Origin of the sequence: Leifsonia sp. Root227 (assembly GCF_001428745.1) — a bacterium.
Taxonomy (GTDB): domain Bacteria; phylum Actinomycetota; class Actinomycetes; order Actinomycetales; family Microbacteriaceae; genus Leifsonia.
In genome coordinates, this window is sequence record NZ_LMIO01000002.1 from 805,218 (window position 1) to 829,549 (window position 24,332).

General features: G+C 69.1%; 27 protein-coding genes and 2 tRNA genes. 13 read left to right on the forward strand and 16 right to left on the reverse strand.

Features of this window, described 5'->3' with window-relative positions; translation table 11 throughout:
- Positions 1 to 6: 6 nt before the first annotated feature.
- From ASE16_RS08695 to ASE16_RS08705, 3 genes are all read left to right on the forward strand, one after another.
- Positions 7 to 669, forward strand: coding sequence for a response regulator (locus ASE16_RS08695; RefSeq protein ID WP_055893693.1), 663 nt, complete (start codon positions 7 to 9; stop codon positions 667 to 669).
- A 138-nt stretch (positions 670 to 807) separates the two neighbouring features.
- The gene (locus tag ASE16_RS08700) at positions 808 to 1,128 is read left to right on the forward strand and encodes an SHOCT domain-containing protein (RefSeq protein ID WP_055893697.1); all 321 of its coding nucleotides are present in this window, start codon (positions 808 to 810) and stop codon (positions 1,126 to 1,128) included.
- 101 nt (positions 1,129 to 1,229) lie between these two features.
- Entirely contained in the window at positions 1,230 to 2,141 is a 912-nt protein-coding gene (locus ASE16_RS08705) for a sensor histidine kinase (RefSeq protein ID WP_235500425.1), read from the forward strand.
- Positions 2,142 to 2,174: 33 nt separating this feature from the next.
- Here ASE16_RS08705 and def read toward each other — a convergent pair whose 3' ends face one another.
- On the reverse strand, positions 2,175 to 2,741 hold the full coding sequence (gene def / locus ASE16_RS08710; protein ID WP_055893700.1) for a peptide deformylase: 567 nt from the start codon (positions 2,739 to 2,741) through the stop codon (positions 2,175 to 2,177).
- 40 nt (positions 2,742 to 2,781) lie between these two features.
- Between def and ASE16_RS08715 the strand changes: the two genes are divergently transcribed.
- The 3 genes from ASE16_RS08715 (at position 2,782) to ASE16_RS08725 (ending at position 5,184) form a co-directional block, all read left to right on the forward strand.
- Positions 2,782 to 3,747, forward strand: coding sequence for a DMT family transporter (locus ASE16_RS08715; RefSeq protein WP_055893704.1), 966 nt, complete (start codon positions 2,782 to 2,784; stop codon positions 3,745 to 3,747).
- 90 nt (positions 3,748 to 3,837) lie between these two features.
- The gene (locus ASE16_RS08720) at positions 3,838 to 5,100 is read left to right on the forward strand and encodes a glycosyltransferase (protein WP_055893709.1); all 1,263 of its coding nucleotides are present in this window, start codon (positions 3,838 to 3,840) and stop codon (positions 5,098 to 5,100) included.
- Between the two features lie 10 nt (positions 5,101 to 5,110).
- Positions 5,111 to 5,184 (forward strand) — tRNA-Ile (locus tag ASE16_RS08725).
- A gap of 75 nt (positions 5,185 to 5,259) precedes the next feature.
- Here ASE16_RS08725 and ASE16_RS08730 read toward each other — a convergent pair.
- From ASE16_RS08730 to ASE16_RS08740, 3 genes are all read right to left on the reverse strand, one after another.
- On the reverse strand, positions 5,260 to 5,697 hold the full coding sequence (locus ASE16_RS08730) for a VOC family protein (protein WP_055893714.1): 438 nt from the start codon (positions 5,695 to 5,697) through the stop codon (positions 5,260 to 5,262).
- An 88-nt stretch (positions 5,698 to 5,785) separates the two neighbouring features.
- Positions 5,786 to 7,141, reverse strand: coding sequence for an anaerobic C4-dicarboxylate transporter family protein (locus tag ASE16_RS08735; protein WP_055893718.1), 1,356 nt, complete (start codon positions 7,139 to 7,141; stop codon positions 5,786 to 5,788).
- Positions 7,138 to 7,896 (reverse strand): peptidase E, encoded by a 759-nt coding sequence (locus ASE16_RS08740; RefSeq protein ID WP_321164241.1) that lies wholly within the window; start codon positions 7,894 to 7,896, stop codon positions 7,138 to 7,140. The genes ASE16_RS08735 and ASE16_RS08740 overlap by 4 nt, the downstream gene beginning before the upstream one ends.
- Before the next feature lie 63 nt (positions 7,897 to 7,959).
- Between ASE16_RS08740 and ASE16_RS08745 the strand changes: the two genes are divergently transcribed.
- Positions 7,960 to 8,361 carry a hypothetical protein gene (locus tag ASE16_RS08745; RefSeq protein ID WP_055893725.1) on the forward strand — a complete coding sequence of 134 codons (402 nt, stop codon included), beginning with the start codon at positions 7,960 to 7,962 and terminating at the stop codon, positions 8,359 to 8,361.
- A gap of 31 nt (positions 8,362 to 8,392) precedes the next feature.
- Here the strand turns inward: ASE16_RS08745 and ASE16_RS08750 are convergent, their stop codons facing one another.
- Genes ASE16_RS08750 through ASE16_RS08765 form a run of 4 tightly spaced genes read right to left on the reverse strand, consistent with a single transcriptional unit; the run spans position 8,393 to position 10,693 of the window.
- Positions 8,393 to 9,055, reverse strand: coding sequence for a cation diffusion facilitator family transporter (locus ASE16_RS08750; RefSeq protein ID WP_055893731.1), 663 nt, complete (start codon positions 9,053 to 9,055; stop codon positions 8,393 to 8,395).
- Positions 9,052 to 9,441, reverse strand: a complete 390-nt coding sequence (gene cmtR / locus ASE16_RS08755) for a Cd(II)/Pb(II)-sensing metalloregulatory transcriptional regulator CmtR (RefSeq protein ID WP_055893735.1) — start codon at positions 9,439 to 9,441, stop codon at positions 9,052 to 9,054. The genes ASE16_RS08750 and cmtR overlap by 4 nt, the downstream gene beginning before the upstream one ends.
- Before the next feature lie 59 nt (positions 9,442 to 9,500).
- Positions 9,501 to 9,983, reverse strand: a complete 483-nt coding sequence (locus ASE16_RS08760; protein ID WP_055893738.1) for an NUDIX domain-containing protein — start codon at positions 9,981 to 9,983, stop codon at positions 9,501 to 9,503.
- Positions 9,983 to 10,693, reverse strand: a complete 711-nt coding sequence (locus tag ASE16_RS08765) for a potassium channel family protein (RefSeq protein ID WP_055893740.1) — start codon at positions 10,691 to 10,693, stop codon at positions 9,983 to 9,985. The genes ASE16_RS08760 and ASE16_RS08765 overlap by 1 nt, the downstream gene beginning before the upstream one ends.
- Before the next feature lie 65 nt (positions 10,694 to 10,758).
- On the opposite strand from ASE16_RS08765, the gene ASE16_RS08770 reads away from it, so the two are divergent.
- Complete coding sequence (locus ASE16_RS08770; RefSeq protein ID WP_055893743.1) at positions 10,759 to 11,217, forward strand: NUDIX domain-containing protein; 459 nt, start codon at positions 10,759 to 10,761, stop codon at positions 11,215 to 11,217.
- A 73-nt stretch (positions 11,218 to 11,290) separates the two neighbouring features.
- Here ASE16_RS08770 and ASE16_RS08775 read toward each other — a convergent pair whose 3' ends face one another.
- A complete protein-coding gene (locus ASE16_RS08775) occupies positions 11,291 to 11,626 on the reverse strand; it encodes a hypothetical protein (protein WP_055893746.1) in 336 nt (111 codons plus the stop codon).
- A gap of 109 nt (positions 11,627 to 11,735) precedes the next feature.
- On the opposite strand from ASE16_RS08775, the gene ASE16_RS08780 reads away from it, so the two are divergent.
- The gene (locus ASE16_RS08780; RefSeq protein WP_055893749.1) at positions 11,736 to 13,412 is read left to right on the forward strand and encodes a bifunctional 3'-5' exonuclease/DNA polymerase; all 1,677 of its coding nucleotides are present in this window, start codon (positions 11,736 to 11,738) and stop codon (positions 13,410 to 13,412) included.
- A gap of 76 nt (positions 13,413 to 13,488) precedes the next feature.
- Entirely contained in the window at positions 13,489 to 14,337 is an 849-nt protein-coding gene (locus ASE16_RS08785) for a DUF1684 domain-containing protein (RefSeq protein ID WP_055893753.1), read from the forward strand.
- Positions 14,338 to 14,465: 128 nt separating this feature from the next.
- Here ASE16_RS08785 and ASE16_RS08790 read toward each other — a convergent pair whose 3' ends face one another.
- Positions 14,466 to 15,020, reverse strand: coding sequence for a PadR family transcriptional regulator (locus tag ASE16_RS08790; RefSeq protein WP_055893757.1), 555 nt, complete (start codon positions 15,018 to 15,020; stop codon positions 14,466 to 14,468).
- Positions 15,021 to 15,202: 182 nt separating this feature from the next.
- Here ASE16_RS08790 and ASE16_RS08795 point away from each other — a divergent pair, with 182 nt between their 5' ends.
- Positions 15,203 to 15,706, forward strand: coding sequence for a DUF3145 domain-containing protein (locus tag ASE16_RS08795; protein ID WP_055893761.1), 504 nt, complete (start codon positions 15,203 to 15,205; stop codon positions 15,704 to 15,706).
- 136 nt (positions 15,707 to 15,842) lie between these two features.
- On the opposite strand, the gene ASE16_RS08800 is transcribed toward ASE16_RS08795, so the two are convergent.
- The 6 genes from ASE16_RS08800 to aceE form a co-directional block, all read right to left on the reverse strand.
- On the reverse strand, positions 15,843 to 17,078 hold the full coding sequence (locus ASE16_RS08800; protein ID WP_055893764.1) for a beta-ketoacyl-[acyl-carrier-protein] synthase family protein: 1,236 nt from the start codon (positions 17,076 to 17,078) through the stop codon (positions 15,843 to 15,845).
- Positions 17,079 to 17,196: 118 nt separating this feature from the next.
- A complete protein-coding gene (locus tag ASE16_RS08805) occupies positions 17,197 to 17,445 on the reverse strand; it encodes an acyl carrier protein (RefSeq protein ID WP_055893767.1) in 249 nt (82 codons plus the stop codon).
- Between the two features lie 43 nt (positions 17,446 to 17,488).
- Positions 17,489 to 18,493 (reverse strand): beta-ketoacyl-ACP synthase III, encoded by a 1,005-nt coding sequence (locus ASE16_RS08810; protein ID WP_055893770.1) that lies wholly within the window; start codon positions 18,491 to 18,493, stop codon positions 17,489 to 17,491.
- 10 nt (positions 18,494 to 18,503) lie between these two features.
- Positions 18,504 to 19,424: an ACP S-malonyltransferase gene (locus tag ASE16_RS08815; protein WP_055893773.1), complete on the reverse strand. Its 921-nt coding sequence runs from the start codon at positions 19,422 to 19,424 to the stop codon at positions 18,504 to 18,506.
- An 89-nt stretch (positions 19,425 to 19,513) separates the two neighbouring features.
- Entirely contained in the window at positions 19,514 to 20,722 is a 1,209-nt protein-coding gene (locus ASE16_RS08820) for a PucR family transcriptional regulator (RefSeq protein WP_055893777.1), read from the reverse strand.
- Between the two features lie 53 nt (positions 20,723 to 20,775).
- Complete coding sequence (gene aceE / locus ASE16_RS08825) at positions 20,776 to 23,502, reverse strand: pyruvate dehydrogenase (acetyl-transferring), homodimeric type (protein WP_055893781.1); 2,727 nt, start codon at positions 23,500 to 23,502, stop codon at positions 20,776 to 20,778.
- A gap of 204 nt (positions 23,503 to 23,706) precedes the next feature.
- On the opposite strand from aceE, the gene ASE16_RS08830 reads away from it, so the two are divergent.
- Together ASE16_RS08830 and ASE16_RS08835 are read left to right on the forward strand one after the other, a co-directional pair.
- Positions 23,707 to 24,180: a peroxiredoxin gene (locus tag ASE16_RS08830; protein ID WP_055893786.1), complete on the forward strand. Its 474-nt coding sequence runs from the start codon at positions 23,707 to 23,709 to the stop codon at positions 24,178 to 24,180.
- 14 nt (positions 24,181 to 24,194) lie between these two features.
- Positions 24,195 to 24,267 (forward strand) — tRNA-Val (locus ASE16_RS08835).
- The last annotated feature ends 65 nt before the right edge of the window (positions 24,268 to 24,332 follow it).

Below are 24,332 nucleotides of genomic sequence, written 5' to 3' on the forward strand. Positions count from 1 at the left end.
GCTGCTGTGATCCGGGTGCTGCTGGCCGACGACCAGCACCTCGTGCGCGCCGGCTTCCGGGCACTGCTGGAGGCCGAGGACGGCATCGACGTTGTCGGCGAGGCCGCGACCGGCCGAGACGCCGTCGCCCTGGCGAAGCTGCAGCGGCCGGACGTGGTGCTCATGGACATCCGGATGCCGGACGGCGACGGGCTGTGGGCCACGGAGGAGATCGTCCGCGACCCCGAGCTGGCAGACACGCACATCGTGATCGTGACCACCTTCGAGCTCGACGAGTACGTCGCCCAGGCGATCACGGCGGGCGCGAGCGGATTCCTGGTGAAGGACACCGAGCCGGTCGACCTCATCCGGGCGGTGCGCGTCGCTGCCGCAGGGGACGCGCTGCTGTCGCCTGGCGTCACCAAACGGCTCCTCGAACGCGTGGCAGGCGGGCTGCGGCCGGCGCCGCCGAGCACGGCCCTCGACGCGCTCACCGAACGGGAGCGCGAGGTGCTCGCGCTCGTCGGCCAGGGGCTGAGCAACGGCGAGATCGGCGAACGGCTCTACCTCAGCCCGCTCACCGCGAAGACGCACGTCTCCCGCATCATGCAGAAACTGGATGCGCGCGACAGGGTGCACCTGGTGGTGCTCGCCTACGAGAGCGGGCTCGTGCAGCCGGGGTGGCAGTAGCAGGACTGCCGCGCATCGTTCGTCCCACGGGAGTACGGACATTCACTCCGCCGGGCCGATTCGCTTCAGGCCGCATCCGGCGAGGCTGATGGGGACGGTTCGCATCCGACGCGGACCGCAGTCACGATTGGAATCATCATGCTCAGCACCATCGCCGCGACCACCGTCGCCGCCCACTGGGTCGGCCCGTGGGCGGGAGGGTTCGGCTTCCTGTTCCTCCTCATCCCGCTGTTCTGGATCGCTGTCTTCGTCCTGATCTTCGTGTTCGCGGGTCGCCGCTGGCGCCGGGCCGCCGCTGCGGGCTACGGCCCTGGATACGGCCGAGGCTGGGGAGGTGCCGCCGGCTCGCGTTCGGCCGAGGCCACCCTCGCAGAGCGCTTCGCACAGGGCGACATCGACGAGGTCGAGTACCGCGCACGGCTCGAAGTGCTCCGCGCCAACCGTCCCGCCGGGCAGTAGCGCAGGCCGGACCGGCGACGGCGGCACGAAAAGCGCGGGGGCGCGCGGACGGATATGATCGTCCGGGCCGAAGACCCCCGTCACGGCCGGAAGGATTGGCCATGAACGCTCTGTCAACGGCAGACGCCAGGAGCCTCGTGCTCGTGCTCGCCATCGCCGGAGCCGCGCTCCTCGTCGCCGCCGTCGTCTTCCTCGTGCTGTGGTTGCGCTCCCGCCGTTCGCACGCGCGGCTGAGTGGCCGGCGCGAGGAGAGCGAGCGGGACCGCATCGACAGGGAACTGGAGCTGGCCGAGCAGGCCGGCCGGTTCCGCATCGTGCGCGAACTCGGCGACGTGGCCATCCAGTCGGTCTCCCGCCTGGCGTCGCAGGCAGAGGGCGTCCGCTACGCCGCCGTCTCCGATCCGGAGGCCGCGGCACGCGCAGTCCCGGCGCTGGAGACCTCCGCACGGGATGCGCTCGGCGATCTGCGGCGCATCCAGACCGTCGTCCGCGACGGCGAGAGCGCTGCGATGCCGCAGCCCAGCCTGCACTCGGCCCGCGACCTGTTCCGGGTGATGCGGGACGCCGGGCTCGACGTCACGTTCACCGAGTCCGGCGACCGCTTCGAGCTCCGACAGGGCGCGGAGCTCGCGGTGTTCCGCATCCTGCAGTCCAGCCTGGAGAACGCACTCAAGCACGGCGGTCCTGGCACAGCGGTCGCGATCGGCTTCACCTGGACGGGCGACGGACTGCAGGTCAGCGTCGACGACGACGGCATCCGCTCTGCTGCGCGCAGGATGGGGCTCGCCGGGGAGGCGGTCGACCAGGCGACGCAGTACACGATCGACGAGGACCTGCGCGCCCTCACCGAGACGTACGACGGGGCAGGGCTCACCGGGATGCGCGAACGTGCTGCGCTGTTCGGCGGGGTGCTGAACGCATCCACTGTTCCCGGCGTCGGGTTCTCTCTGTCCGTGGTGTTCCCTGCGCTGAAGTTCCACAACGGAGTGCACGGGGTCGACCTGGGGCGGTGACCGCCCGGTCGACGCGACGCCCGGCGCGCCGGCTCAGTCGTCCAGGTGGTCGCGGCCAGGCAGCCAGCTGAGCCCAGGGACGCCCCAGGAGTTCTTCTTCTGCACCTTCTTCGCCGCCTTGGCGAACGGGTGGCTCAGCCTGTCGACGTAGAGCACACCGTCCAGGTGGTCGAACTCGTGCTGGAAGATGCGCGCCAGCCAGCCGTCTGCGCGAATCTCGAACGGCGTGCCGTCGAGGTCGACGGCCTCCAGGATGACGCTCTCAGCGCGGCGGAGCGGGAACCGCTCGCCGGGGAACGACAGGCAGCCCTCCGCCTCTGCGTCCTCGTCGAGCTCGCCGATACCGGTCGGACTGATCCACAGCACCGGGTTGACGGCGACGCCGCGGTGCAGCACGTCGTCGTCGTCCGTCCAGCCGAACACGAACAAGCGGAGAGGGACGCCGACCTGCGGGCCGGCCAGACCGACGCCGGGAGCGGCGTCCATCGTCTCGAACATGTCGTCGACGAGGGTGCGCAGCGCGTCGTCGAACTCCGTGACGGGAGCGGCTGGTGCGTGCAGGACAGGGTCTCCGGTGATCCGGATGGGAAGGACGGCCATTCAGCAAGAATATCGGGGGGAAACTGGATAGGGTCGTGGGGTGGGTACGGAACTGATGGATGCGCTCGACCTGGCCTATGAGCCGAGTCAGCTCCTGGGCATCCCGATCGCGCTCATCGGCGCGTGTTTCCTCTCCATCGGGGCCCAGCTCCAGCACCACGGCGTCGCCAAGGTCGAGGCCAACACGCAGGATGCGCAGTCCGGCCTCAACCTCCGTCAGCTCGGCCTGCTGCTCGCCCGCCCGTCGTGGGTCATCGGCACGGTGCTGCTCGGTCTCGCCATCGTCTTCCAGCTCGTCAGCCTGAAGCTGTCGCCGATCATCCTGGTGCAGCCGCTCGGCGTCGTCGGGCTCGTCATCACGAGCATCCTGAACGCCAGGGTCAGCGGGGTGAAGCTCAACCACCGGTCGGTGATCGCGGTGAGCCTCTGCGTGGGCGGTGTCGGTGCGTTCGTGCTGATCGCCGCGGTGTACGCCCGCGACCGGCCCGTGACGACGCAGGCGCTCGTGGAGATCCTGATCATCCTCGCCGTCGTGCTGCTCGCCTTCGGCGCCCTGTTCTACTTCCTGCGCGCCAGGTTCAAGGCGATCATCTACATCATCGGCGCCGGTGTGCTCTACGGTTTCGTCGCGACTCTCGCCAAGGTGGTCATCGACCGCATCTCCCGGCAGGAATGGGACTGGCTGCTGGTGCTCTGCATCGTGGCGCTGCTGGCGGCCGCGATCCTGGGCGCGTACTTCGTGCAGAACGCGTACTCGTCCGGGCCTCCCGATCTGGTGATCGCGGGCCTGACGGTGGTCGACCCTCTGGTCGCGGTGACCATCGGCATCGTCATCCTCGACGAGGCCGCAGGGGCGCCCTGGTGGGCCATGGTCGGCTTCGTCCTGTCCGGCGCCGTCGCCATCTACGGCGTCTTCCAGCTCGCGAAACACCACCCGCAGGCGGCCTCCGCCGCGCCGGTCGCTGCAGCGGTTGCCGACAAAACAACGGATTCCGGCTTAGACTAGGCCGTTGAATCAGCCGGTCGGGCCCCGATCGGCGAGCGAACACCGTCGCCGGATTCACCATCCCGGCCCACTAACGTAGGGATTCACCACGTGCCCGATACGAGCGGACAGCCGAGCAGTACGCCCGCCCAGCCCCCCGTTCCGGCCAAGAAGCCGCTGACCGTCGTGATCGGGGCCGACACGTTCGCCCCCGACGTCAACGGCGCGGCGCGGTTCGCCGAGCGGCTCGCAGCAGGGCTCGTCTCCCGTGGGCACGACGTCCACATCGTCGCGCCGGCGGCCAGCCGCAAGCACGGCACCTGGGTCGAGGAGCACGAGGGCCAGAAGATGACGGCGCACCGGCTGTACAGCTGGCGCTGGTACCCGCACGACTGGCTGCGGTTCGCGATCCCGTGGCGGATCAAGCAGAACAGCGCGCGCATCCTGGACGAGGTGAAGCCGGATGTCGTGCACTTCCAGTCGCACATCGTCGTCGGCCGCGGGCTCTCCCAGGAGGCGCAGAAGCGCGGCATCCGGATCATCGGCACGAACCACTTCATGCCGGAGAACATGCTGGAGTTCACGCTCCTGCCTCGGTTCATCCAGGACTACGCGATAGGCCTGGCCTGGAAGGCGGCGCGCCGCACGTTCGGTCGTGCAGAAGCGGTCACGACCCCGACGGCGAAGGCCGCTCAGTTCCTGGAGAAGTACACCGGACTGCGCAACGTGCACGCGATCTCCTGCGGCATCGACGCCCACAACTACACGCCGGACTTCACGCCGCGCACCGGCAACCGCATCCTGTTCGTCGGGCGCGTGACGGGGGAGAAGCAGATCGACGTTCTGCTGAAGGCCGTCTCGCTGCTGCCGTCCGATCTGGATGCGCAGCTCGAGATCGTCGGAGGTGGCGACCAGCTCAAGAACCTGCAGTCCCTCGCCGAACAGCTCGGCATCGCCGACCGGGTGACGTTCACCGGCTATGTGACCGACGAGGAACTGCGCCAGGCGTACACCCGCGCAACCGTGTTCGGGATGCCGTCGATCGCCGAACTGCAGTCGATCGCGACGATGGAGGCGATGGCCTCCGCGCTGCCGGTCGTCGCGGCGAACGCGATGGCGCTCCCGCACCTCGTGCACGACGGCGAGAACGGCTACCTCTTCGAGCCAGGCAACGCACAGCACCTCGCCGACCGCCTCGAGCACGTCCTCACCCTGCCGCAGGAGGAGCTCGACGTGCTCAAGAACGCGTCGCTCCGCATCGTCGCCGCGCACGACATCCAGACGACGATCAGCACCTTCGAAAGCCTGTATCGTGGTGAGCCGGTGGCCGACCCTGTGACGGAATCGGCCCCACCAGTGCCCAGCACGGACTGAACGGGCACACGGGGCGGTAGCTCAGCTGGTTAGAGCATCGGACTCATAATCCGCCGGTCACGGGTTCAAGTCCCGTCCGCCCTACCGACGCCGGGTGCGTGGCTCAGTGCCTCAGCGCATCCGCCAGCGGCAGGAAGCGCTGAGGCCGCATCCGCGCGGTCAGCCTTTCTTGAGCTCCTCCGCGAACATCACGATGATCCCGCTCGGCCCGCGGAGGTAGCTGAGCTTGTAGACGTCCTGATACGTCGCCACGCCGCGCAGCGGGTAGCAGCCGTGCTTCGCGGCGATGGCGAGGGCGGCGTCGATGTCGTCGACCGAGAAGGCGACGCGGTGCATCCCGATCTCGTTGGGGAGCGTCGGCTCGGTCTCGATCGCATCCGGGTGGAGATACTCGAACAGTTCGAGCTGGCCGCTGCCGTCCGGGGTCTGCAGCATCGCGATCTTGGCGTGGTTGCCGTCGAGGCCGACAGCGGTGTCCGCCCACTCGCCGCTGACCGTGTCGCGGCCGAGCACGGTGAGACCGAGGTCGGTGAAGAAGGAGATGGTCGCTTCGAGGTCGCGCACGGCGATCCCCACGTTCTCGAACTTGATAGCCATGCTGCATGGTATCCAGGGCGGCCGACGGTGGTCGAGAACGACGGCACCGCCGACAGCGATGAGACCGCCGAGGGCGATGAGAACGCCGTCAGGCGAACGCGAACGACAGCGCGACTCCGACGATGATGGCGACCCCGATGTAGACCAGGTTCGGGAGCTGGAACGAGTGGTCGACGACGAACCGGCCCATCTTGGTGGTGCCGGTCTGGTCGAACGCCACCGTCGCCACCTGGCTGCCGTTGGCCGGGAGCGTGTAGATGCCCATCGTCGCCGGCCACAGGCCGACCAGAAGGGCAGCAGGCAGCCCGATCGTGATGCCGATGGGCACGATGGCGTTGGTGGCGCTCGACTGGCTGGTGGTCAGCATCGCCACCGCGAACAGGGCGATGGCGAACAGCACGGCGCCGAGGAAGGCCGACGAGCCGGACACCACAGAGCCGAGCCCATCGACGATGAGCTTCTGGTTCGCCGCGACGAACGTGTTGGCCAGCCACGCGATCCCGAACAGCGCGATGGCGCCGACCATCCCGGCAGGGAACGTGGCCTGCTTCGGCACGTCAGAGGCTTTGACCTTGCAGAGCAGGAAGATCAGCGCGGCGATGACGCCCATCGTCACCTCGATGATCACCGTCACGCTAAGCCGGAGCGGACTGCCGTCGTCGTTGGTCCCGATCACCGGGCGCAGCCCCTCGAACAGCCCGAAGAACACGATCACGCCGACCCCGACGAGGAAGATGGCCGCGGACAGCACGGCCGTGCGCGGGAGCTTCTGGTCGTGGGCGTCCTCGGTGGGCGGCTGGATCTGACCGTCGGCGAGGCGCTTCTGGAACACCGGGTCGTCCTCCAGGTTCTTGCCGTGGCGCATCATGACGAGCGCGGCCACGAAGAGCCCGGCGATGGATGCGGGCCACATGATCAGCAGGAGCCCGCCGAGATCGACGCCCTGCGGTGCGAGCAGCACCACCATCGAGGCGGTCGCCGCCGACACCGGGGAGCAGAGGATGCCGACCTGGGACGCCACAGCCGACACCGACAGGGCGCGCTCGGGGCGGATCTTCTGCTGGTACGACACGTCGTAGATCACCGGGAGCAGCGGGTAGAAGATGTTGCCGGTTCCCGCTCCGACTGTGAACAGGAACGACATGGCCGGCGCGAGGAACACCACGGAGCGTGGGCGGCGCCTGATCACCTTGGCCGCGACGGACACCATCCACTCGATGCCTCCCGCTGCCTGCATGGTCGATGCGGCGGTGATGACCGTGATGACGATGAAGACCGCATCCACCGGGGCGCTGCCCGGCGCCTCTCCGAAGCCGAAGACGAGCACGGCGACGCCGACGAGCCCCCACACGCCGAGCCCGATGCCGCTGGTGCGGGTGCCCATGTAGATCGCGGCGACCACGACCACGAGCTGCGCGACGAGCACCCACACGTTGTCGTTCACGACGACGGTCCAGCGGTGACGGGCGCAGAGCCGGTCAGGATGCGGGTGGGCAGCGGTGTCTCGACGATCTGGCCGTCGATCGCTTCGACGCGCACGGCGAGCGGTGCATCCACGGGGCTGATGGCGGTGACGAAGCCGCTGCTGTCGAAGTGCAGCGACTGGAGGTTCCCGACGGCGTACCCGGTGCTGAGCTCTCCGCTGAGCAGCGCGGCGTGGAACAGCGGCTTCCGTTGGTCCTCGGCGTCGTAGTGCGGGCAGAAGCTGCCGTGAAGGAAGCCGAGGCCCTCGGGGAGCACCCGCAGCGGCGGGCCGTAGCTGTCGGTCGTTCCGCCCTCGAACCAGCAGATGCCGCCAGCGCTGCCACCGGTGAAGACGACGTTGGACGCAGGGTCGTCCCACAGCTCCCGCAGGATCATGTCGAGGCCCTGCCGTCGCCACACGTCGAGCATGTTGGCCGTGTTGCCGCCGCCCACGTGGATCACGTCGAAACCGCGGACGAACCCGGCGAGGTCCTCGACGGCGCGATGGAACAGCGGCAGGTGGTGCGGGGCGCACCGGTCGGAATCGTAGGTGGAGTAGAAGCTCACGATGTACGCGGCATCGTCTCCGGTCGCCGTGCCGAGGAACAGCACGCGAGGCCGCTCCGTGCCGGTCAACCCCAGGATGTAGTCGTGCGTCGGATCGTTCCGCCGATCCATCATGGCCCTTCCGGCCCCCGTCGCCACCACGTGCCCCACAGCCCACCTCCGTGTCACCAGCGATACGTGTGCTCAGGCTAGCGGCGCTCTCGACGGGTTGTCGAGGAGTCGGATTCGCCGGTGGGGGACCTCATCCTGGCGGTGGATGCGCGGGGAGCGGCGCGTCAATACGGTGGGACGGTGAGTTTCGCGCAGCGTCATCCGGGCGTCGTCGCAGCACTGCTGGTGTGCGCGCACGTGGTCGTCGCGCTGGCGGTGGCCTCGTGCGTGCTGCAGCTGTCGCTCGCGGTGGGCGGGGACGGGCTGTTCGGTCTGTCCAGGGTGCGGCCGGTCCCGCAGCTCGCACTCCTCGGTGCGGTGCTCCCCGTTCCGCTGGCGGCGATTGCGGCGTTCGTGCTGGCGTTCAGCCGTGCGCGGGAGCGAGCATGGGTGGCTCCGGTCGTCGGTATGGTCGCGACGGTGCTCGTCCCGGCGATCGTGCTCACATTCCTGCACGCGCCGGAGCCGATCCGCGGCGGTTGATGGTCAGCTCCCGCCGGTCAGGTCTCGCCGATCAGCTCTCGCCCGTCAGCTCGCTCACCGGCACCGTGCACGCGTCACCCTTCCACGCCTCGACTCCCTCGCGCACCGCGAACGCCGCGATCACGAGGCCGGCCACCGCATCCGCCCAGGCCCAGCCGAACAGCGCGTTGAGGGCGAGCCCCAGGAAGACCGCGGCGGAGAGGTAGCTGCAGATCAGCGTCTGCTTCGAGTCGGCGACTGCGGAGGCCGAGCCGAGCTCTCGCCCTGTGCGACGCTCGAACCAGCTGAGCAGCGGCATCACCAGGAGGCTGACCGCTGTGAGAACCAGACCGACGGGGCTGTGCGCCGCCTCGCGCATCCCGAGCAGCGACAGGGCGCTGTCGACGGTCACATACGCGGCGAGGCCGAAGAACGAGACGGCGATCACGCGCAGCGCCGTGCGCTCACGACTCTCCGGATCGGCGGCGGAGAACTGCCAGGCGACGGCCGCAGCGGACAGCACTTCGACGACGGAGTCGAGCCCGAATCCGATCAGCGCGGCGCTCGACGCCACGGTCCCCGCCGCGATGGCGACCACGGACTCGACCACGTTGTAGCCGATCGTGACCGCGACGACCCAGCGGATGCGGCGCTGCAGCGTGCGCGTGCGCGCTGGGTCGATCGGGCGGCCAGTGGATGCGGCGGTCGCGCTCACGCCGTCGCGCCCGCTTCCACGGAGACGTCCACCGCCGCGCCGGGTCCGCAGCACAGTGGCACGTCGCAGTGCTCGTCGGCGCACGGCTCGCCGTCGTCGACCGCGAGGACCACATCCACCAGGCTCGTCAGCGCCCGCGTGAGGTGCGGGTCGGCGATCTCGTAGCGGGTCGACCTGCCGCTCGGCACCGCTACCACGATGCCGCAGCCGTGCAGGCAGGCGAGATGGTTCGAGACGTTCGAGCGGGTCAGACCGAGCTCCGTGGCGAGCGCGCCCGGATGACCAGGCTGCTCGATCAGCGCGAGCAGGATGCGGGAGCGGGTGGGGTCGGCCATCGCTCGTCCGAGGCGGTTCATCACGTCGAGGCGGGAAGAAATGGTCAGCATGCACTGACCATACAGCGGACGCTGACCATTTCGCCACCCCGGAGCGGCCGACGTCGGGCCTAGGATCCGGCGCCGCCGAGGTGCCCGAGCAACGCGTCGAGGATGGGGCGCTGGCCCTTCGTGAGCTTGCTGCGCGCGAGCTCGATCGGCGTCCAGCGCGCGTCGTCGATCTCGGGGAACGACTGGATGCGCCCCGAGCGCGGCGGCCACTCCAACTCGAACGCGTTGCTCGTGACCGTCTTCGGCGCGAACGCCTCCGCCTCGGCCGCGAACACCGCGACCTTCTTGCCGGAGGAGAGCGGGAAGTCGCCGAGCGATGCGTACGCCGTGTCCGGCGCGGGAGATCCGATCTCCTCCTCGAACTCGCGTCGGGCGGCCGCGAGCTCCCCGTCGAGGTCTGTCGCCTCGACGATGCCCTTCGGAATCGACCAGGCGCCTTCGTCCTTCCTCGCCCAGAACGGCCCACCCATGTGCGCGATCCACACCTCTACCGTCGCCCGCCGACGGTAGAGCAGGATGCCGGCACTGCGCACGCCCGGCATCAGGCGGACTTCCGTTCGAGGAGTTCGCGCAGCTCGCTGACCTGCGCAGACAGGGCTTTGATCTGGCCGCGCGTGGCGGCCCTGGTGTCGATCTCGGTCTGCGCGACGCGTTCGACGATCCAGGATGCGAGGGTCGCCGTCACGATGCCCAGCATCGCGATCCCGCCGATCATCAACCCGACGGCGACCAGTCGGCCCACCTCGGTGACCGGCGTGAAATCGCCGTAGCCGACCGTCGAGATCGTCTCGAACGCCCACCAGACCGCGCGCGCGAACGTGTTGATGTGCGCCCCGGGGGCGTGGCGTTCCGCATCCAGTGCCGCCAGCGCCGCCGTGAACACCAGCAGGGCGCCCGCACCGACCACGTACACGACCACGCGGCCTCGGAACGCGGCGCCGGCGGTGCGCTGCAGCACGGAGAGGATCGTGACGAGCCGCAGCAGGCGCAGTGGTCTCAGCATCGGCAGCACGACGATCGCCAGATCGAACAGGTGCGTGTAGAACCAGCGCCAGCGATTCGGCGCCAGCCAGAGACACACGAAGTAGTCGACGAGGAACACGCCCCAGGTGAGCCAGATGACGGTCTCGGCGACGATCAGCGACGGACCGGAGAGGTCGGCGATGACCTCCCAGGCGTACGCGACGAGGAAGAGGGCGGCCGCGCCGGTGAGCGGCCATTCGGTGATGCGGTGCCAGCGTTCGAGGGTCATGGCATCACCCTAGAACCGTGACACCGTGTGACAAGCCCGCAATCCACGGCGACTAACGTGGAGGGGTGAACAGTGGCGATGCGTGGGTCGAGGGTCCGGACGGTCAGCGGTTCTGGGGCCGTTTCGGAGCGGCCGGTCTGCTCGTCCACGACAACCGGCGCGGCATCTTGCTGCAGCACAGGGCGGACTGGAGTCATTTCGGCGGAACCTGGGGGCTGCCGGGTGGCGCGCGGCACGAGGGCGAGTCCGCTGTCGACGGCGCTCTGCGCGAGGCGGCGGAGGAAGCGTCCGTGCCAGGGTATGCGGTGGCCGTGCTGTTCACGAGCGTCCTCGACCTCGGGTTCTGGTCGTACACGACCGTCGTCGCAGAAGCCGTTCGGCCGTTCGAGGCGCTGGTGGCCGACCCGGAGAGCATCGAGCTGCGCTGGGTGGAGGTGGGCGGCGTGACGGAGTTGCCGCTGCATCCAGGGTTCGCAGCCGCGTGGCCGGAGCTGCGGGCGCGCCTGGTGGGGCTGGCAGACTGAACGCCTGATGGCGCGGTCTGAGCGTCTAAAAGCGGTCTGAGCTTCTGACGGCGGCCTGCGGGCTACCCAAGCCTCAGGAGGCGATGCGTGGCCAGAGCAACGAGCCTGCGACGTCCTGGTACCCGACGGGCATGCTGACGAACGCCGCAGCGCCGGGGTAGCTCACCTGGCCGGGATAGCGAGGTGCGCCGGGGTAGTCAGGCGTTCCGCGGAAGGGGTGGCCGGTGTCGGTGAGCAGGCGGTCGCCCACGACAGTGCCGAGGTAGTGCCCGCCCGGGGTCACCACGTCGTCGTCGTTCCAGGGGAACCAGCCGATCCAGTCTCCGTCCGGGTTGAACAGGAACCGTCCTGTGTCGTCGATCCGGTACGCGATCCAGGTGCCCTGGCTGTCGTGCAGGTATGCGGTCATCGTCGATCGCCTTTCGGGTCGGCATCGTCGTTGTGTGAAGTATCCTCACCTTCCCCGTCGCTGGCAAGACGCGTCACGGAGTGTCGCACGCCGGCCGCAGAATGGATGCGTGCACCTCGTACTCGACCGGCCGTCGCCCGGCAGCGTTCTGGCGACCAGGGTCGACGCGGGCGGTGTGGTGGTCGGCGAGGAGACCATCCAGGCCGCCGCGCTGGCCGGGTTCGTCCGTGCCGAAGAGCGGGAGAGTCCACGCTGGGCGTGGAGCGACACCCGTGCCTGGTATCCGCCGCTGCTCGCCGCAGGCGTGCGCATCGAACGCTGCGACGACCTCCAGCTGAGCCACACGATCCTCCGGATGTCGTCGCTCTCGTCCGGCTCAGCGCTCGCGACGGCTCCGCTCGGGCTGTGGGACGCCCTTCCCGCCTTCGCAGAGGAGCAGCCTGCCGCTCACACTGCGCTGTTCGATCTCGACGAGCACGACCGGCAGGATGCGGCACCGTCCGCGCTCGAGGAGTTCCTTGCGCAGCGCGCAGCGGTCGACGGCAGCACGAGCCCCGGCCGACTGCGTCTGCTGCTCGCGGCCGAGTCCGCCGGGGCGCTGATCGCCGCTGAGATGCGCTTCGCCGGACTGCCGTACAGCGCAGAACGGCATGACGCGCTGCTCACTGATCTGCTCGGTCCCCGGCCGGCCGCTGGACGGCCGGCCATGCTCGACGCCCTCGCTGCGGAGCTTCGCACCGAACTGGAGAGCCCCGACCTCAACCCGGACAGTCCGCCGGAGGTGCTGCGCGCGCTCAAACGGGCCGGCCTCATGGTGACGTCGACACGCTCGTGGGAGCTCCGCGATGTCGACCACCCGGCCATCCCTCCGCTGCTGCGATACAAGAAGCTCTCCCGCCTGCTCACCGCCAACGGCTGGACCTGGCTCGACACCTGGGTGCGCGACGGCCGGTTCCATCCCGACTACGTGCCCGGCGGCGTCGTCACCGGGCGCTGGGCGACGCGCGGCGGCGGCGCGCTGCAGCTTCCGAAGCAGGTGAGGGGAGCGGTGGTCGCCGATCCTGGCTGGAAGCTGGTGGTGGCCGACGCCGCGCAGTTGGAGCCGCGCATCCTGACCGGTCTGTCCGGTGACCAGTCGATGGCGGCGGCCGGGCGGGGGAAAGACCTGTACGAGGGCATCGTCGCGTCCGGCGCAGTGGAGGAGCGGGCCCAGGCGAAGGTAGCGATGCTCGGCGCGATGTACGGCGCGACGACGGGGGAGAGCGGCAGGCTGATGCCGCGGCTGACCAGGGCGTTCCCGCAGGCGATCCGGCTCGTCGAGGAGGCCGCGCGGGCGGGGGAGCGCGGCGAGGTGGTCACGTCGCTGCTGGGCCGCAGCTCGCCACGGCCGGGCGGCTCCTGGGCGGCCACCCAGGCGGCGGCGTCCGCGCCGGAGTCGACGGATGCGGACGAGCGACGCGCCCGCAGCCAGGCGCGCGATTGGGGCAGGTTCACGCGCAACTTCGTCGTGCAGGCGAGCGCGGCGGAGTGGGCGCTGTGCTGGATGGCCGACCTGCGCAAGCGGCTCACCGTGCTCGGCGCGGACGGACCACTGCTGGAGAGTCCCCATCTGGTGTACTTCCTGCACGACGAGGTGATCGTGCACGCCCCGGCCCAGCTCGCGCAGCAGGCGGCGGATGCGGTGGTCGCCTCGGCGGCGGCGGCCGGGCGCCTGCTGTTCGGCGGATTCCCCGTCGAGTTCCCCGTGACGGCCGCCGTGGTGGACAGCTACGCCGAGGCGAAGTGAGCCGGGCGCCGCGAGACACGGAATGAAGCTGTGTCGGAGTTGGTTGTGGTGGGTGATCTGACCGAGGATGGAGACCATGACAGACACCGCCACAGCGCCAGCAGACCCCCGCGACATCCTGGCCAGGTACCGCCATCGCCGCGAGCAGGCCGTGACGGCTCCGAAGGGCAACCTGGCGCTGGTGAACACCCAGTGGATCACCGGGGACCCGGACGCCGAAGCACAGCCGGTGTGGGGCATCCCCGGGCTGTGGGCCCCGCTTCCGAAGGGTCAGTCCGGCCTGAAGGTCGTCGCGACGGCGGCCGACGGGATCGTGGTCGACGGCACGCTCGTCGACGGCGAAGCGATCGTGCGCGGAAAGGATGACGCGGCTCCGAGCGAGATCGTGTTCAGCGACACCGTGACCGGCTTCGTGATCGCCAGCGAGGACGGCGACTACGCGCTGCGGGTCTGGGACTCCAACTCGGAGGCGATCCAGGAGTTCGGCTCGATCGACGCCTTCGACTTCAACCCGGAGTGGATCATCCAGGCGCAGTTCTCACCGATCGAGGGCGGCAAGACGGTCGGCTTCGAGCACCTGAAGGACGACGGAAGCACCCGCGAGAAGGTGATCCCCGGCGAGATCACGTTCAGTAAGGACGGCGTCGAATACAACCTCGCCGCGTTCAAGGCAGGGCGCGCCCTGCAGCTCGTCTTCGCGGACAGCACCAACGGGGAGTCGACGTACTCCGTCGGCCGGTTCCTGTTCGTGGCTCCGAACCCGGACGGCACCGTGACGCTCGACTTCAACCTCGCCGTGCTGCCGCCCTGCGCGTTCAGCTACAACTTCAACTGCCCGCTGCCGCCAGCGCAGAACCGCTTCGCGGTCCCCATCGAGGCCGGCGAGAAGAACGTCCTCAACAAGGCCGGCCAGCTCCTCCACTGACCCCCGTCCCGCCACCCCGTCCCCGAAACAATCGAGTCCGGAGTTGTTCCTATCCGCCCCCGGCGTGTCGTGTGAACAACTCCGGACTCGATTGTTTCGGGGACGGGGACGGGGACGGGGTCAGCGGGTCAGGCGGGGCGGCGGCCTCTGCGGGGGCGCTCGGGGGAGCGCGCGCGCAGCAGCGCGTTCGGATGCGCGGTGAGCGTCGAGGCGACCTCGTCGAGCCACTCGATGGCGGCGCGCGCTCCCAGTTCCGCGGCGCGGTTCGCTGCGAGGATGGCGCGCGAGTCCGCGTCATGGCTGAGCTCGCGGATGCGCTCGGAGAACGCCGCACGGTAGTCGGCGACCACCGCGGGCGCGTCGGCTCCGGAGAGGGACGCGGCGATGAGCACCTGGTCCTGCATCTCATCCCAGTCCGGGCGCGCATCCACGGGCCCCGAGGTCAGCCACTCCTCGGCCGCCGCGGCGCCGTCGGCCGTGAGGGCGTAGAGCGGGAGGCCGTCGTCCGTGGTGCCCGCTGGCTGCACGAGGCCCTGGTCGACCATCCGGTCGAGCGTCGAGTACACCTGACCGGCGTTGAGCTGGCGGCGGTGCGCCGCTCGCGCCAGGAACTCGCTCTGCAGCTGCGAGCCGTATGCTGCGCCCTGGGTGAGCAGGGCGAGGAAGCCATTCTGAACCGACATACTCGGTATGCTATTCCGTTCCGCCGCCACGCCGCAGCCAAACCGTTGCAATCTTGTGACATGCGGGGTTTCTGCGGCATAATTCACAGAAGAGACCGTTACGGTCCACAATTTCACACTCTGCCGGTGAGTACCGCCGATTGGTCGTTGGGGAAGACGCATCCAATCGAACGGAGGACATCATGGCGGCACACGCAAGTCGAGGAGTGCTCTACGTGCACTCTTCCCCTGGCGCGCTCTGCCCCCACATCGAGTGGGCGGCGGGACGCGCTATCGGTCGCGCCGTGAACTTCACCTGGGAGTCGCAGCCGGTGCTGAAGGGCGCCCAGCGCACCGAGTTCTTCTGGGAAGGCCCCCAGGGCACGGGCGCGGCCATCGCCTCCGCCCTGCGCGGCTGGGAGCACCTGCGCTTCGAGGTCACGGAGGACGCGGGGCTCGGCAGCGACGGCGGCCGATGGATGCACACCCCCGACCTCGGGATCTTCTTCGCCCAGACCGACACGGCGGGCAACATGGTCGTGCCGGAGGACAGGGTCCGCTACGCCATGGAGATCGCCGGAGCCAACGCCCGCGAGCTGCACCGCGAGCTGCGACTCGCTCTCGGACAGGCCTGGGACGACGAACTCGAGCCGTTCCGGCACGCCAGCGACGAGACCAGTGTGGTCTGGCTGCACAAGGTCGGCTGACCGAGAGGGTCCGCGACAGACTCCCGCGGCGGGCCGGCCCAGGCATCATGCGCTGCCGCCCGCACGCGGTGAAACGCGAAAGGCCCCGACCGGGGTGAACCGGTCGGGGCCTTCGTGCGTGCAGCCTCGGTCCGGATCAGACCGAGCGGAACGCGACGACGGCGTTGTGGCCGCCGAAGCCGAACGAGTTGCTGATGGCCAGCAGGTCGCCGTCGCCGAGCTTGCGCGGCGAGGTGACGACATCGAGCGGGATCTCCGGGTCCTTCTCCGTGAGGTTGATCGTCGGCGGCGCGACGCGCTCGTGCAGCGACATGACCGTGAAGAACGCCTCGATCGCGCCGGCGCCGCCCAGGAGGTGACCGGTGGATGCCTTGGTCGCCGACACGGGGATGCCCTCCAGCAGGTCGCCGAACACGCGACGCAGCGCGTTGTACTCGGCGATGTCGCCCACCGGCGTGCTCGTGGCGTGCGCGTTGATGTGCGCGACGTCGGACAGCGACGCTCCAGCGCCCTCGACCGCGGCGATCATCGCGCGAGCGGCCGCCGAACCCTCTGGGTCCGGAGCGGTGATGTGGTACGCGTCGCTGGTGACAGAGCCGCCGACGAGCTCGGCGTAGATCTTCGCGCCGCGCGCCTTGGCGTGCTCCTCGGTCTCGAGCACGAGTGCCGCGGCGCCCTCTCCGAGCACGAAGCCGTCACGCGTGACGTCGTACGGTCGGGACGCGGTCGCCGGGTCGTCGTTGCGCTTTGACAGCGCCTGCATCGCGGCGAAGGACGCGATCGGCAGGGGGTGGATGGCCGCCTCGGAGCCTCCGGCGATGACGACGTCGGCGAGGCCCTGCTGCAGGTGGTCGTATGCGTTCGCGATCGACTCCGTGGAGGACGCGCACGCCGACACGACGGTGCGGATGCCTGCACGGGCGTGCAGGTCCATGCCGATCGCTGCCCCAGGGCCGTTCGGCATGAGCATTGGGACGGTCATCGGCATGACGCGGCGCGGGCCGCGCTCTCGCAGGGTGTCCCATGCGTCGATCAGGGTCCAGACGCCGCCGATGCCGGTGGCCCAGTCCACGGCGAGCCGCTCAGGCTCGACCTCGGGGGAGCCTGCGTCGGCGTACGCCTCGCGCCCGGCGATGAGGGCGAACTGGCTCGACGGGTCGAGGCGCTTGACCTCGTGGCGTTGGAGAACGGAGGCGGCGTCGACCCTCGCCTGAGCGGCGAACGTGACGGGGAGCTCCAGCTCGGAGACCCACTCCTTCTCGATGGTGCTGGCGCCGGACTCGCCGGCGAGCAGCGCCTTCCAGCTCTCAGCAGCTGTGCCACCGAGGGGCGACGCTGCGCCCACGCCGGTGACGACGATCTTCTTGGTCATAACGGCAACTCTCCGTAGATGGAACACGGCACGCGCTCATGGCGCGGCCAACCGCGGGGGACCGGACATCGGGGGTGCCGAGCCGGTCCCGACCGCGAGGGACGTTTCTCGTGCGGGGTTAGGCCTGAGCCTTGACGATGAACTCGACGGCGTCGCCGACGGTCTTGAGGTTCTTGACCTCTTCGTCCGGGATCTTGACGTCGAACTTGTCCTCGGCGTTGACCACGATGGTCATCATCGAGATGGAGTCGATGTCCAGGTCGTCGGTGAACGACTTGCCCAGCTCGACAGTGTCGGTCGCGATGCCGGTCTCGTCGTTGATGAGCTCGGCCAGGCCGGCGAGAACTTCTTCGGTGGACAATGCCATGGTGTTTTCTCCTTGAGGGGTGTCGTTTTGACCGTTGAACAGTTTAGGGCAGCACGACGACCTGTGCGCCGAACACGAGTCCTGCGCCGAAGCCGATCTGCAGCGCAAGCCCGCCGGACAGCTCAGGATGCTCCTGCAGCAGCCGGTGGGTCGCCAACGGGATGGAGGCCGCCGAGGTGTTCCCGGTCGTCTCGATGTCACGCGCGATGGCGACGGTCTCCGGCAGTTTCAGCTGCTTGGCGAACTCGTCGACGATGCGCATGTTGGCCTGGTGGGGGATGAACGCCGCGAGCTGGTCGGGGGTGACGCCCGCCGCATCCAGTGCCTGCTTGGCAACCTTCGCCATCTCCCAGACCGCCCAGCGGAAGACCGTCTGGCCCTCCTGGCGGAGCGTCGGCCACGGCTTCTCTCCGTCGCGGAACTCCACGAGGGTGCCGTCCATTCCGACGGCGTCCGCCTTCGAGCCGTCGGAGCCCCAGATGGTCTTGGAGATGCCGGGGAACTCGCTCGGGCCGATGACGACAGCGCCTGCGCCGTCGCCGAGGAGGAACGAGATGGTGCGGTCGGTCGGGTCGACGACGTCGGACAGCTTCTCGGCGCCGACGACGAGCGCGTAGTGCGCGACCCCCGTGCGGATGAGCGCATCCGCCTGGGCGACGGCGTACGCGTATCCGGCGCACGCGGCGTTCATGTCGTACGCGGCGGCAGGGTTGGCGCCGACGCGGTCGGCGAGCACGGCGGAGAGCGACGGCGTCTGCCGTGCGTTGCTGATGGTGGCGACGATCACGAGGTCGATCAGCGCTGGGTCGACGCCGGAGGCGGCGATCGCCTCCTTCGAGGCCTCGGTGGCGAGGTCGACGGTGAGCACGTCGTGGCTGGCCCTCGTCCGCGTCACGATGCCGGTGCGCTGCCTGATCCACTCGTCCGACGAGTTGATCGGGCCGACGAGTTCGTCGTTCGGCACGACGACGTCGCCGCGTGCCGCACCGATGGACAGGATGCGCGTGTACTGCGGGCCGTGGGCCTGCTGGAGCGTCGGGTGGGTCATCTGCGTCCTCCTAGGCGGCCTGGTCGATGAGGTCGAACGCGGCGGGCAGGTCGTCCGGCGTCTTGACCGCGACGCTCGGGATGCCCTTCAGACCGCGCTTGGCGAGGCCGACGAGAGCGCCGGCGGGGGCCACCTCGACGATACCGGTGACCCCGGCGGCCTGGAACGCCTCCATGCAGAGGTCCCAGCGCACGGGGGAGGACACCTGGCCGACCAGGAGCCTCAGGAACTCGGCTCCTGAGGCGACGCGCGAGCCGTCCTTGTTGGTCCACAGCGGAAGCGTCGGGTCGTTCGTCGCCAGCGTGGACGCGAACGCCTCCAGCGCGGGGACGGCCGGCGCCATGTAGCGGGTGTGGAACGCTCCGGCGACCTGCAGCGGGATGACCCTGGCGCGGGCCGACGGGTTCTCGGAGAGCGCGGCGAGTGCATCCACTGCCCCCGCGACGACGATCTGGCCGCCGCCGTTGTAGTTGGCGGGGGAGAGGCCGAGCTCGTCCAGCTTCGCCAGCAGCTCCGTCTCGTCTGCGCCGATGACCGCGCTCATTCCGGTGGCGGTCTCGGCCGCTGCGGCTGCCATGGCGGCCCCACGCTCGCGCACGAACGCGACGGCGTCCGTCTCGCTGAGGACGCCTGCGCCCGCCGCTGCTGTCAGCTCGCCGACCGAGTGCCCAGCGATGCCGCCGATGCGGTCGCGGCGTCCGTCCGCGAACAGGGCGGAGAGCGTGAGGAGCCCGGCCGAGACGATGAGGGGCTGGGCGACGGCCGTGTCGCGGATCGTGTCCGCGTCGCTCACGGTGCCGTGCGCGACGAGGTCGATGCCGACGGCGTCGGAGATGCCGGTGAGCTGGTGGCGGAACCGCGGCTCGGTGAGCCAGGGGTCGAGGAAGCCAGGGGTTTGGGAGCCCTGCCCAGGGCACACGATGACGATCACGGGTTCCAGTCTGCCAATCTTCCGCGGTGCGGATGTGTTGAACGGATACCAAGTATCCCGGAAACCTTTGTTCCGGAGTGACAAGGATCTCAGGGGCGGCGTGGGCCGTCCGGCTCGTTGATGGAGCCGACGATCAGCGCAGCCTGCAGGATGAGCGCCTCTCTGGCGCCCGTCGCATCCCAGCCGATGACCTCTGAGACGCGCTTCAGTCGGTACCGGACGGTGTTCGGGTGCACGAACAGTTCGCGGGCCGTCGCCTCCAGCGACCGGCCGTTGTCGAGGTAGCACCAGAGCGTGGTCAGCAGCTCGGTCGAGTGCGCCTGGAGCGGACGGTAGATCCGGTTGATCAGCGTCGCGCGCGCCAGCCCGTCGCCGGCGAGGGCGCGCTCCGGCAGCAGATCGTCCGCGTGCACGGGGCGCGGGCAGTTGCGCCAGGCGCGCGCGACCGCAAATCCGGCCAGCGCTGCTTTGGCGCTCTTCGACGCATCCACCAGGCTCGGCACCTCGTGGCCGAGCACCAGGTGGCCGGCGCCGAATCCAGGCTCGAGCTGCGTCGCGATCTCCAGGAAGCTGACGACAGGGGTCGCGCCGATGGCGTCGTCCGGGGTGGATGCGCTCGGCCAGGCCCGTCCGATGACGAGCACCAGCCTGCTGCCCTGCACCCCGATCAGCACGTCAGCCGACATGTGCCGCGCCGTGCGGCGCAACTGGTCGACGTCGAGGAGCTTGGGCGCCGTGCCGACGAGCACGGAGACCTCGCCGTGGCCGTGCCAGCCCAGCGCCGCGATCCTGCTCGGCAGCTCGTCGTCGTACTCGCCGGTCAGGATGCTGTCCACCACGAGCGCTTCGAGTCGTGCGTCCCAGAGACCGCGGGCCTCCGCGGCGCGCGCGTACACGTCCGCCGCTCCGAACGCGATCTCGCGGGAGTACAGCAGGATCGCCTCGCGGAGCGCTTCTCCGCCGTTCTTGACCCTGTCCTCGACGACCTCGACGGTCACCTTGATGAGCTGCAGGGTCTGCTGCAGGCTGACGCTCCGGAGCAGCTCACGAGGAGCCGCCCCGAAGACGTCGGCCGCGATCCACGGCGTCGACCGCGGATCGTCGAACCACGAGATGAACGACGAGATGCCCGCCTGCGCCACGAGGCCCACCGCCGACCGCCTGCCAGGAGGCATGTCGCGGTACCACGGCAGGGTGTCCTCGAGGCGCTTCAGCGTGGCCGTTGCGAGCTCGCCGGAGATCTTGCGCAGCCACAGGAGGGTGTCTGCCTTCGACCTCTCCGCGGCCTTCTTCGGCACAGGAGCTGACTTCTTCTGCGCAGGATCTGGCGTGTTGGGCACGGGAGCCGACGTCAGCTCTCGCCGCCGGCGCTGCCGGTGGTCCCCGCGTTCACGTCGTGCAGCAGGTACTTCTCGATCGCCCACGCCGGAGCGTTCGGGTCGACCTGCCCGCGAGCGGCAAGCAGCTCGAGGGTGCGGACGACCATCGACGGACCGTCGATCTTGAAGAACCGGCGCGCAGCGGGCCTCGTGTCGGAGAAGCCGAAGCCGTCCGCACCGAGCGTCGCGAACTCACCGGGCACGAACTGCCGGATCTGGTCGGGAACCGCGTGCATGAAGTCGGTCACAGCGACGAACGGGCCGTCCGCATCCTGCAGCTTGCGGGTGACGTACGGCACCTGCTTCTCCTGCTGCGGGTAGAGGAAGTTGTGCTCCTCCGCCGCGAGGCCGTCGCGGCGCAGCTCCGACCACGAGGTGACGGACCAGACATCGGCCGACACGCCCCAGTCCTGCGCGAGCAGGTGCTGCGCCTCGAGCGCCCACGGAACGGAGACACCGGATGCGAGCAGCTGCGCCTTCGGGCCGGACACGTCCGACACGCTCAGGCGGTGGATGCCGCGCACGATGCCGTCGACGTCGACGCCCTCCGGCTCTGCAGGGTGGACGATCGGCTCGTTGTACACCGTGAGGTAGTACATGACGTTCGGGTCCGGGTGGTTGCCGCCGTACATCCGCTCCAGACCGCTGCGGACGATGTGGCCGATCTCGTAGCCGTACGCCGGGTCGTACGAGACGACGGCCGGGTTGGTGTTCGCGAGGACGAGCGAGTGGCCGTCGGCGTGCTGCAGACCCTCGCCGGTCAGCGTGGTTCGGCCGGCGGTGGCACCGATCATGAAGCCGCGGGCCATCTGGTCTCCTGCGGCCCAGATCGCGTCTCCGGTGCGCTGGAAGCCGAACATCGAGTAGAACACGTACACCGGGATGAGGGGCTCGCCCTGGGTGGCGTACGACGTTCCGACGTTGGTGAACGCCGCGAGAGCGCCCGCCTCGTTGATGCCGACGTGGATGATCTGGCCCTGCGGGCTCTCCTTGTACGCAAGGAGCAGCTCACGGTCGACCGAGGTGTAGTGCTGGCCGTTCGGGTTGTAGATCTTCGCGTTCGGGAAGAACGCGTCCATGCCGAAGGTGCGCGCCTCGTCCGGGATGATCGGGACGATGCGGTGACCGAAGTCCTTCGCGCGCAGCAGGTCTTTCAGCAGACGCACGAACGCCATCGTGGTGGCGATCTCCTGCGTGCCGGAGCCCTTCTTCGAGATGGCGTACGCCGAGTCGTCGGGGAGGTTGAGCTGCGTGTACTTGCTGCGCCGCTCCGGCACGTAGCCGCCGAGCGCGCGGCGACGGTCGTGCAGGTACTGGATCGCCTCGTCCTCTGGGCCGGGGTTGTAGTACGGCGGAAGGTACGGGTTCTCCTCGAGCTGCGCATCCGACACCGGGATGCGCATGGCGTCGCGGAACGTCTTCAGGTTGTCGAGCGTCATCTTCTTCATCTGGTGGGTCGCGTTGCGGCCCTCGAAGCTCGGACCGAGGCCGTAGCCCTTGATGGTCTTCGCGATGATGACGGTGGGCTGGCCCTTGTGCTCGGTGGCAGCCTTGAACGCCGCGTACACCTTGCGGTAGTCGTGGCCGCCGCGCTTGAGGCCCCAGACCTGGTCGTCCGTGTAGTCCTTGACGAGTTCCAGGGTGCGCGGGTCGCGGCCGAAGAAGTTCTCGCGCACGTATGCGCCGTTCTCCGTCTTGTACGTCTGGTAGTCGCCGTCCGGGGTCTGGTTCATCAGGTTGACCAGGGCGCCGTCCGAGTCGCGGGCGAGCAGGTCGTCCCACTCGCGGCCCCAGATCACCTTGATGACGTTCCAGCCGGCTCCGCGGAAGTAGCTCTCGAGCTCCTGGATGATCTTGCCGTTGCCGCGCACAGGGCCGTCGAGGCGCTGCAGGTTGGCATTGACCACGAAGGTCAGGTTGTCGAGCTTCTCGTTCGCTGCCACCTGGAGCTGGCCGCGGCTCTCGACCTCGTCCATCTCGCCGTCGCCGAGGAACGCCCAGACGTGCTGGTCGCTCGCATCCTTGATGCCGCGGTTGGTGAGGTACTTGTTGAGCTGCGCCTGGTAGATCGCGTTGATCGGGCCGAGGCCCATCGACACGGTCGGGAACTGCCAGAACTCCGGCATGAGGCGCGGGTGCGGGTACGACGACAGGCCGCCGCCCGCGTGCGACTTCTCCTGGCGGAAGCCGTCGAGCTGGTCGGCGCTCAGGCGGCCCTCGAGGAAGGCGCGGGCGTACGGGCCGGGGGAGGCGTGGCCCTGGAAGAAGATCTGGTCTCCTCCGCCAGGGTGGTCCTGACCGCGGAAGAAGTGGTTGAAGCCGATCTCGTAGAGCGTCGCGCTGGAGGCGTAGCTCGAGAGGTGGCCGCCGACGGCGATGCCTGGGCGCTGCGCGCGGTGCACCATGACCGCCGCGTTCCAGCGGATCCAGGCGCGGTAGCGGCGCTCGACCTCCTCGTCGCCGGGGAAGTCCGGCTCGTTCTCCGGGGAGATGGTGTTGATGTAGTCCGTGGTCGGAACCATCGGAACACCGAGCTGCAGTTCTTTGGAGCGCTTGAGCAGGCTCAGCATGATCTCACGAGCGCGCTCGTGGCCATGGGCCGCAACCAGTGCGTCGAGGGATTCCTGCCATTCGGCGGTCTCCTCCGGGTCCGAATCGATGTGATTCACCGAGTACGGGTCCTGGTCGTTTACAGTCACCCTCGACCTCTTTCTTGTGTCGGATAGATGGTAGACGGAGCTGATCGCTGTCGGGTCACAACAAGGGCGATGGCACCATCTGCCAGCCTAGCCTCACTCCGCGGCTCCCGTTGACCGCTCCATTTGACTCCACGGCAAGCGGGTCTAAGCTGTGTGCTCGTGCGTGCGCGGCATTCCGATCCGCGAGCGTCGAAAGGAAACACCATGGCTCTGGAGAACGACACCCAGGCACCCGACTTCGAACTCGTCGACCAGTACGGCCAGACGGTGAGGCTCAGCGACTTCCGCGGCACGAAGGCGGTGGCGCTGGTCTTCTTCCCGCTCGCCTTTTCCGGCACCTGCACGGGCGAGCTGTGCGCGCTGCGCGACAACCTCAATCTGTTCAAGGACCACGCTGTCGAGCTGATCGGCATCTCCGTCGACTCCAAGTACACGCTGCGCGCGTGGGCGGAGCAGGAGGGATACGACTTCACCCTCCTCGCCGACTTCTGGCCGCACGGCGAGATCTCCAAGGAGTACGGCGTGTTCCTGCAGGAGAAGGGCTTCGCCAACCGGGCGACGTTCGTGATCGACGAGTCCGGCATCATCCGGGCGTCGTTCATCACTGCCCCCGGCGAGGCGCGCTCGATCGAGGCGTACAAGGCGGCGCTGGAGCTGCTCCCGCTGCACGTCGGCTAGGCTGACGGGCTGAAGGGCCTTTAGCTCAGCTGGTAGAGCGCCACGTTTACACCGTGGATGTCGTCGGTTCGATCCCGGCAGGGCCCACACGACGCGATCGTCGGTTCGATGCGAGCCCACCCACATAGCGCAAAGCACGCGCTAGGCTCCCC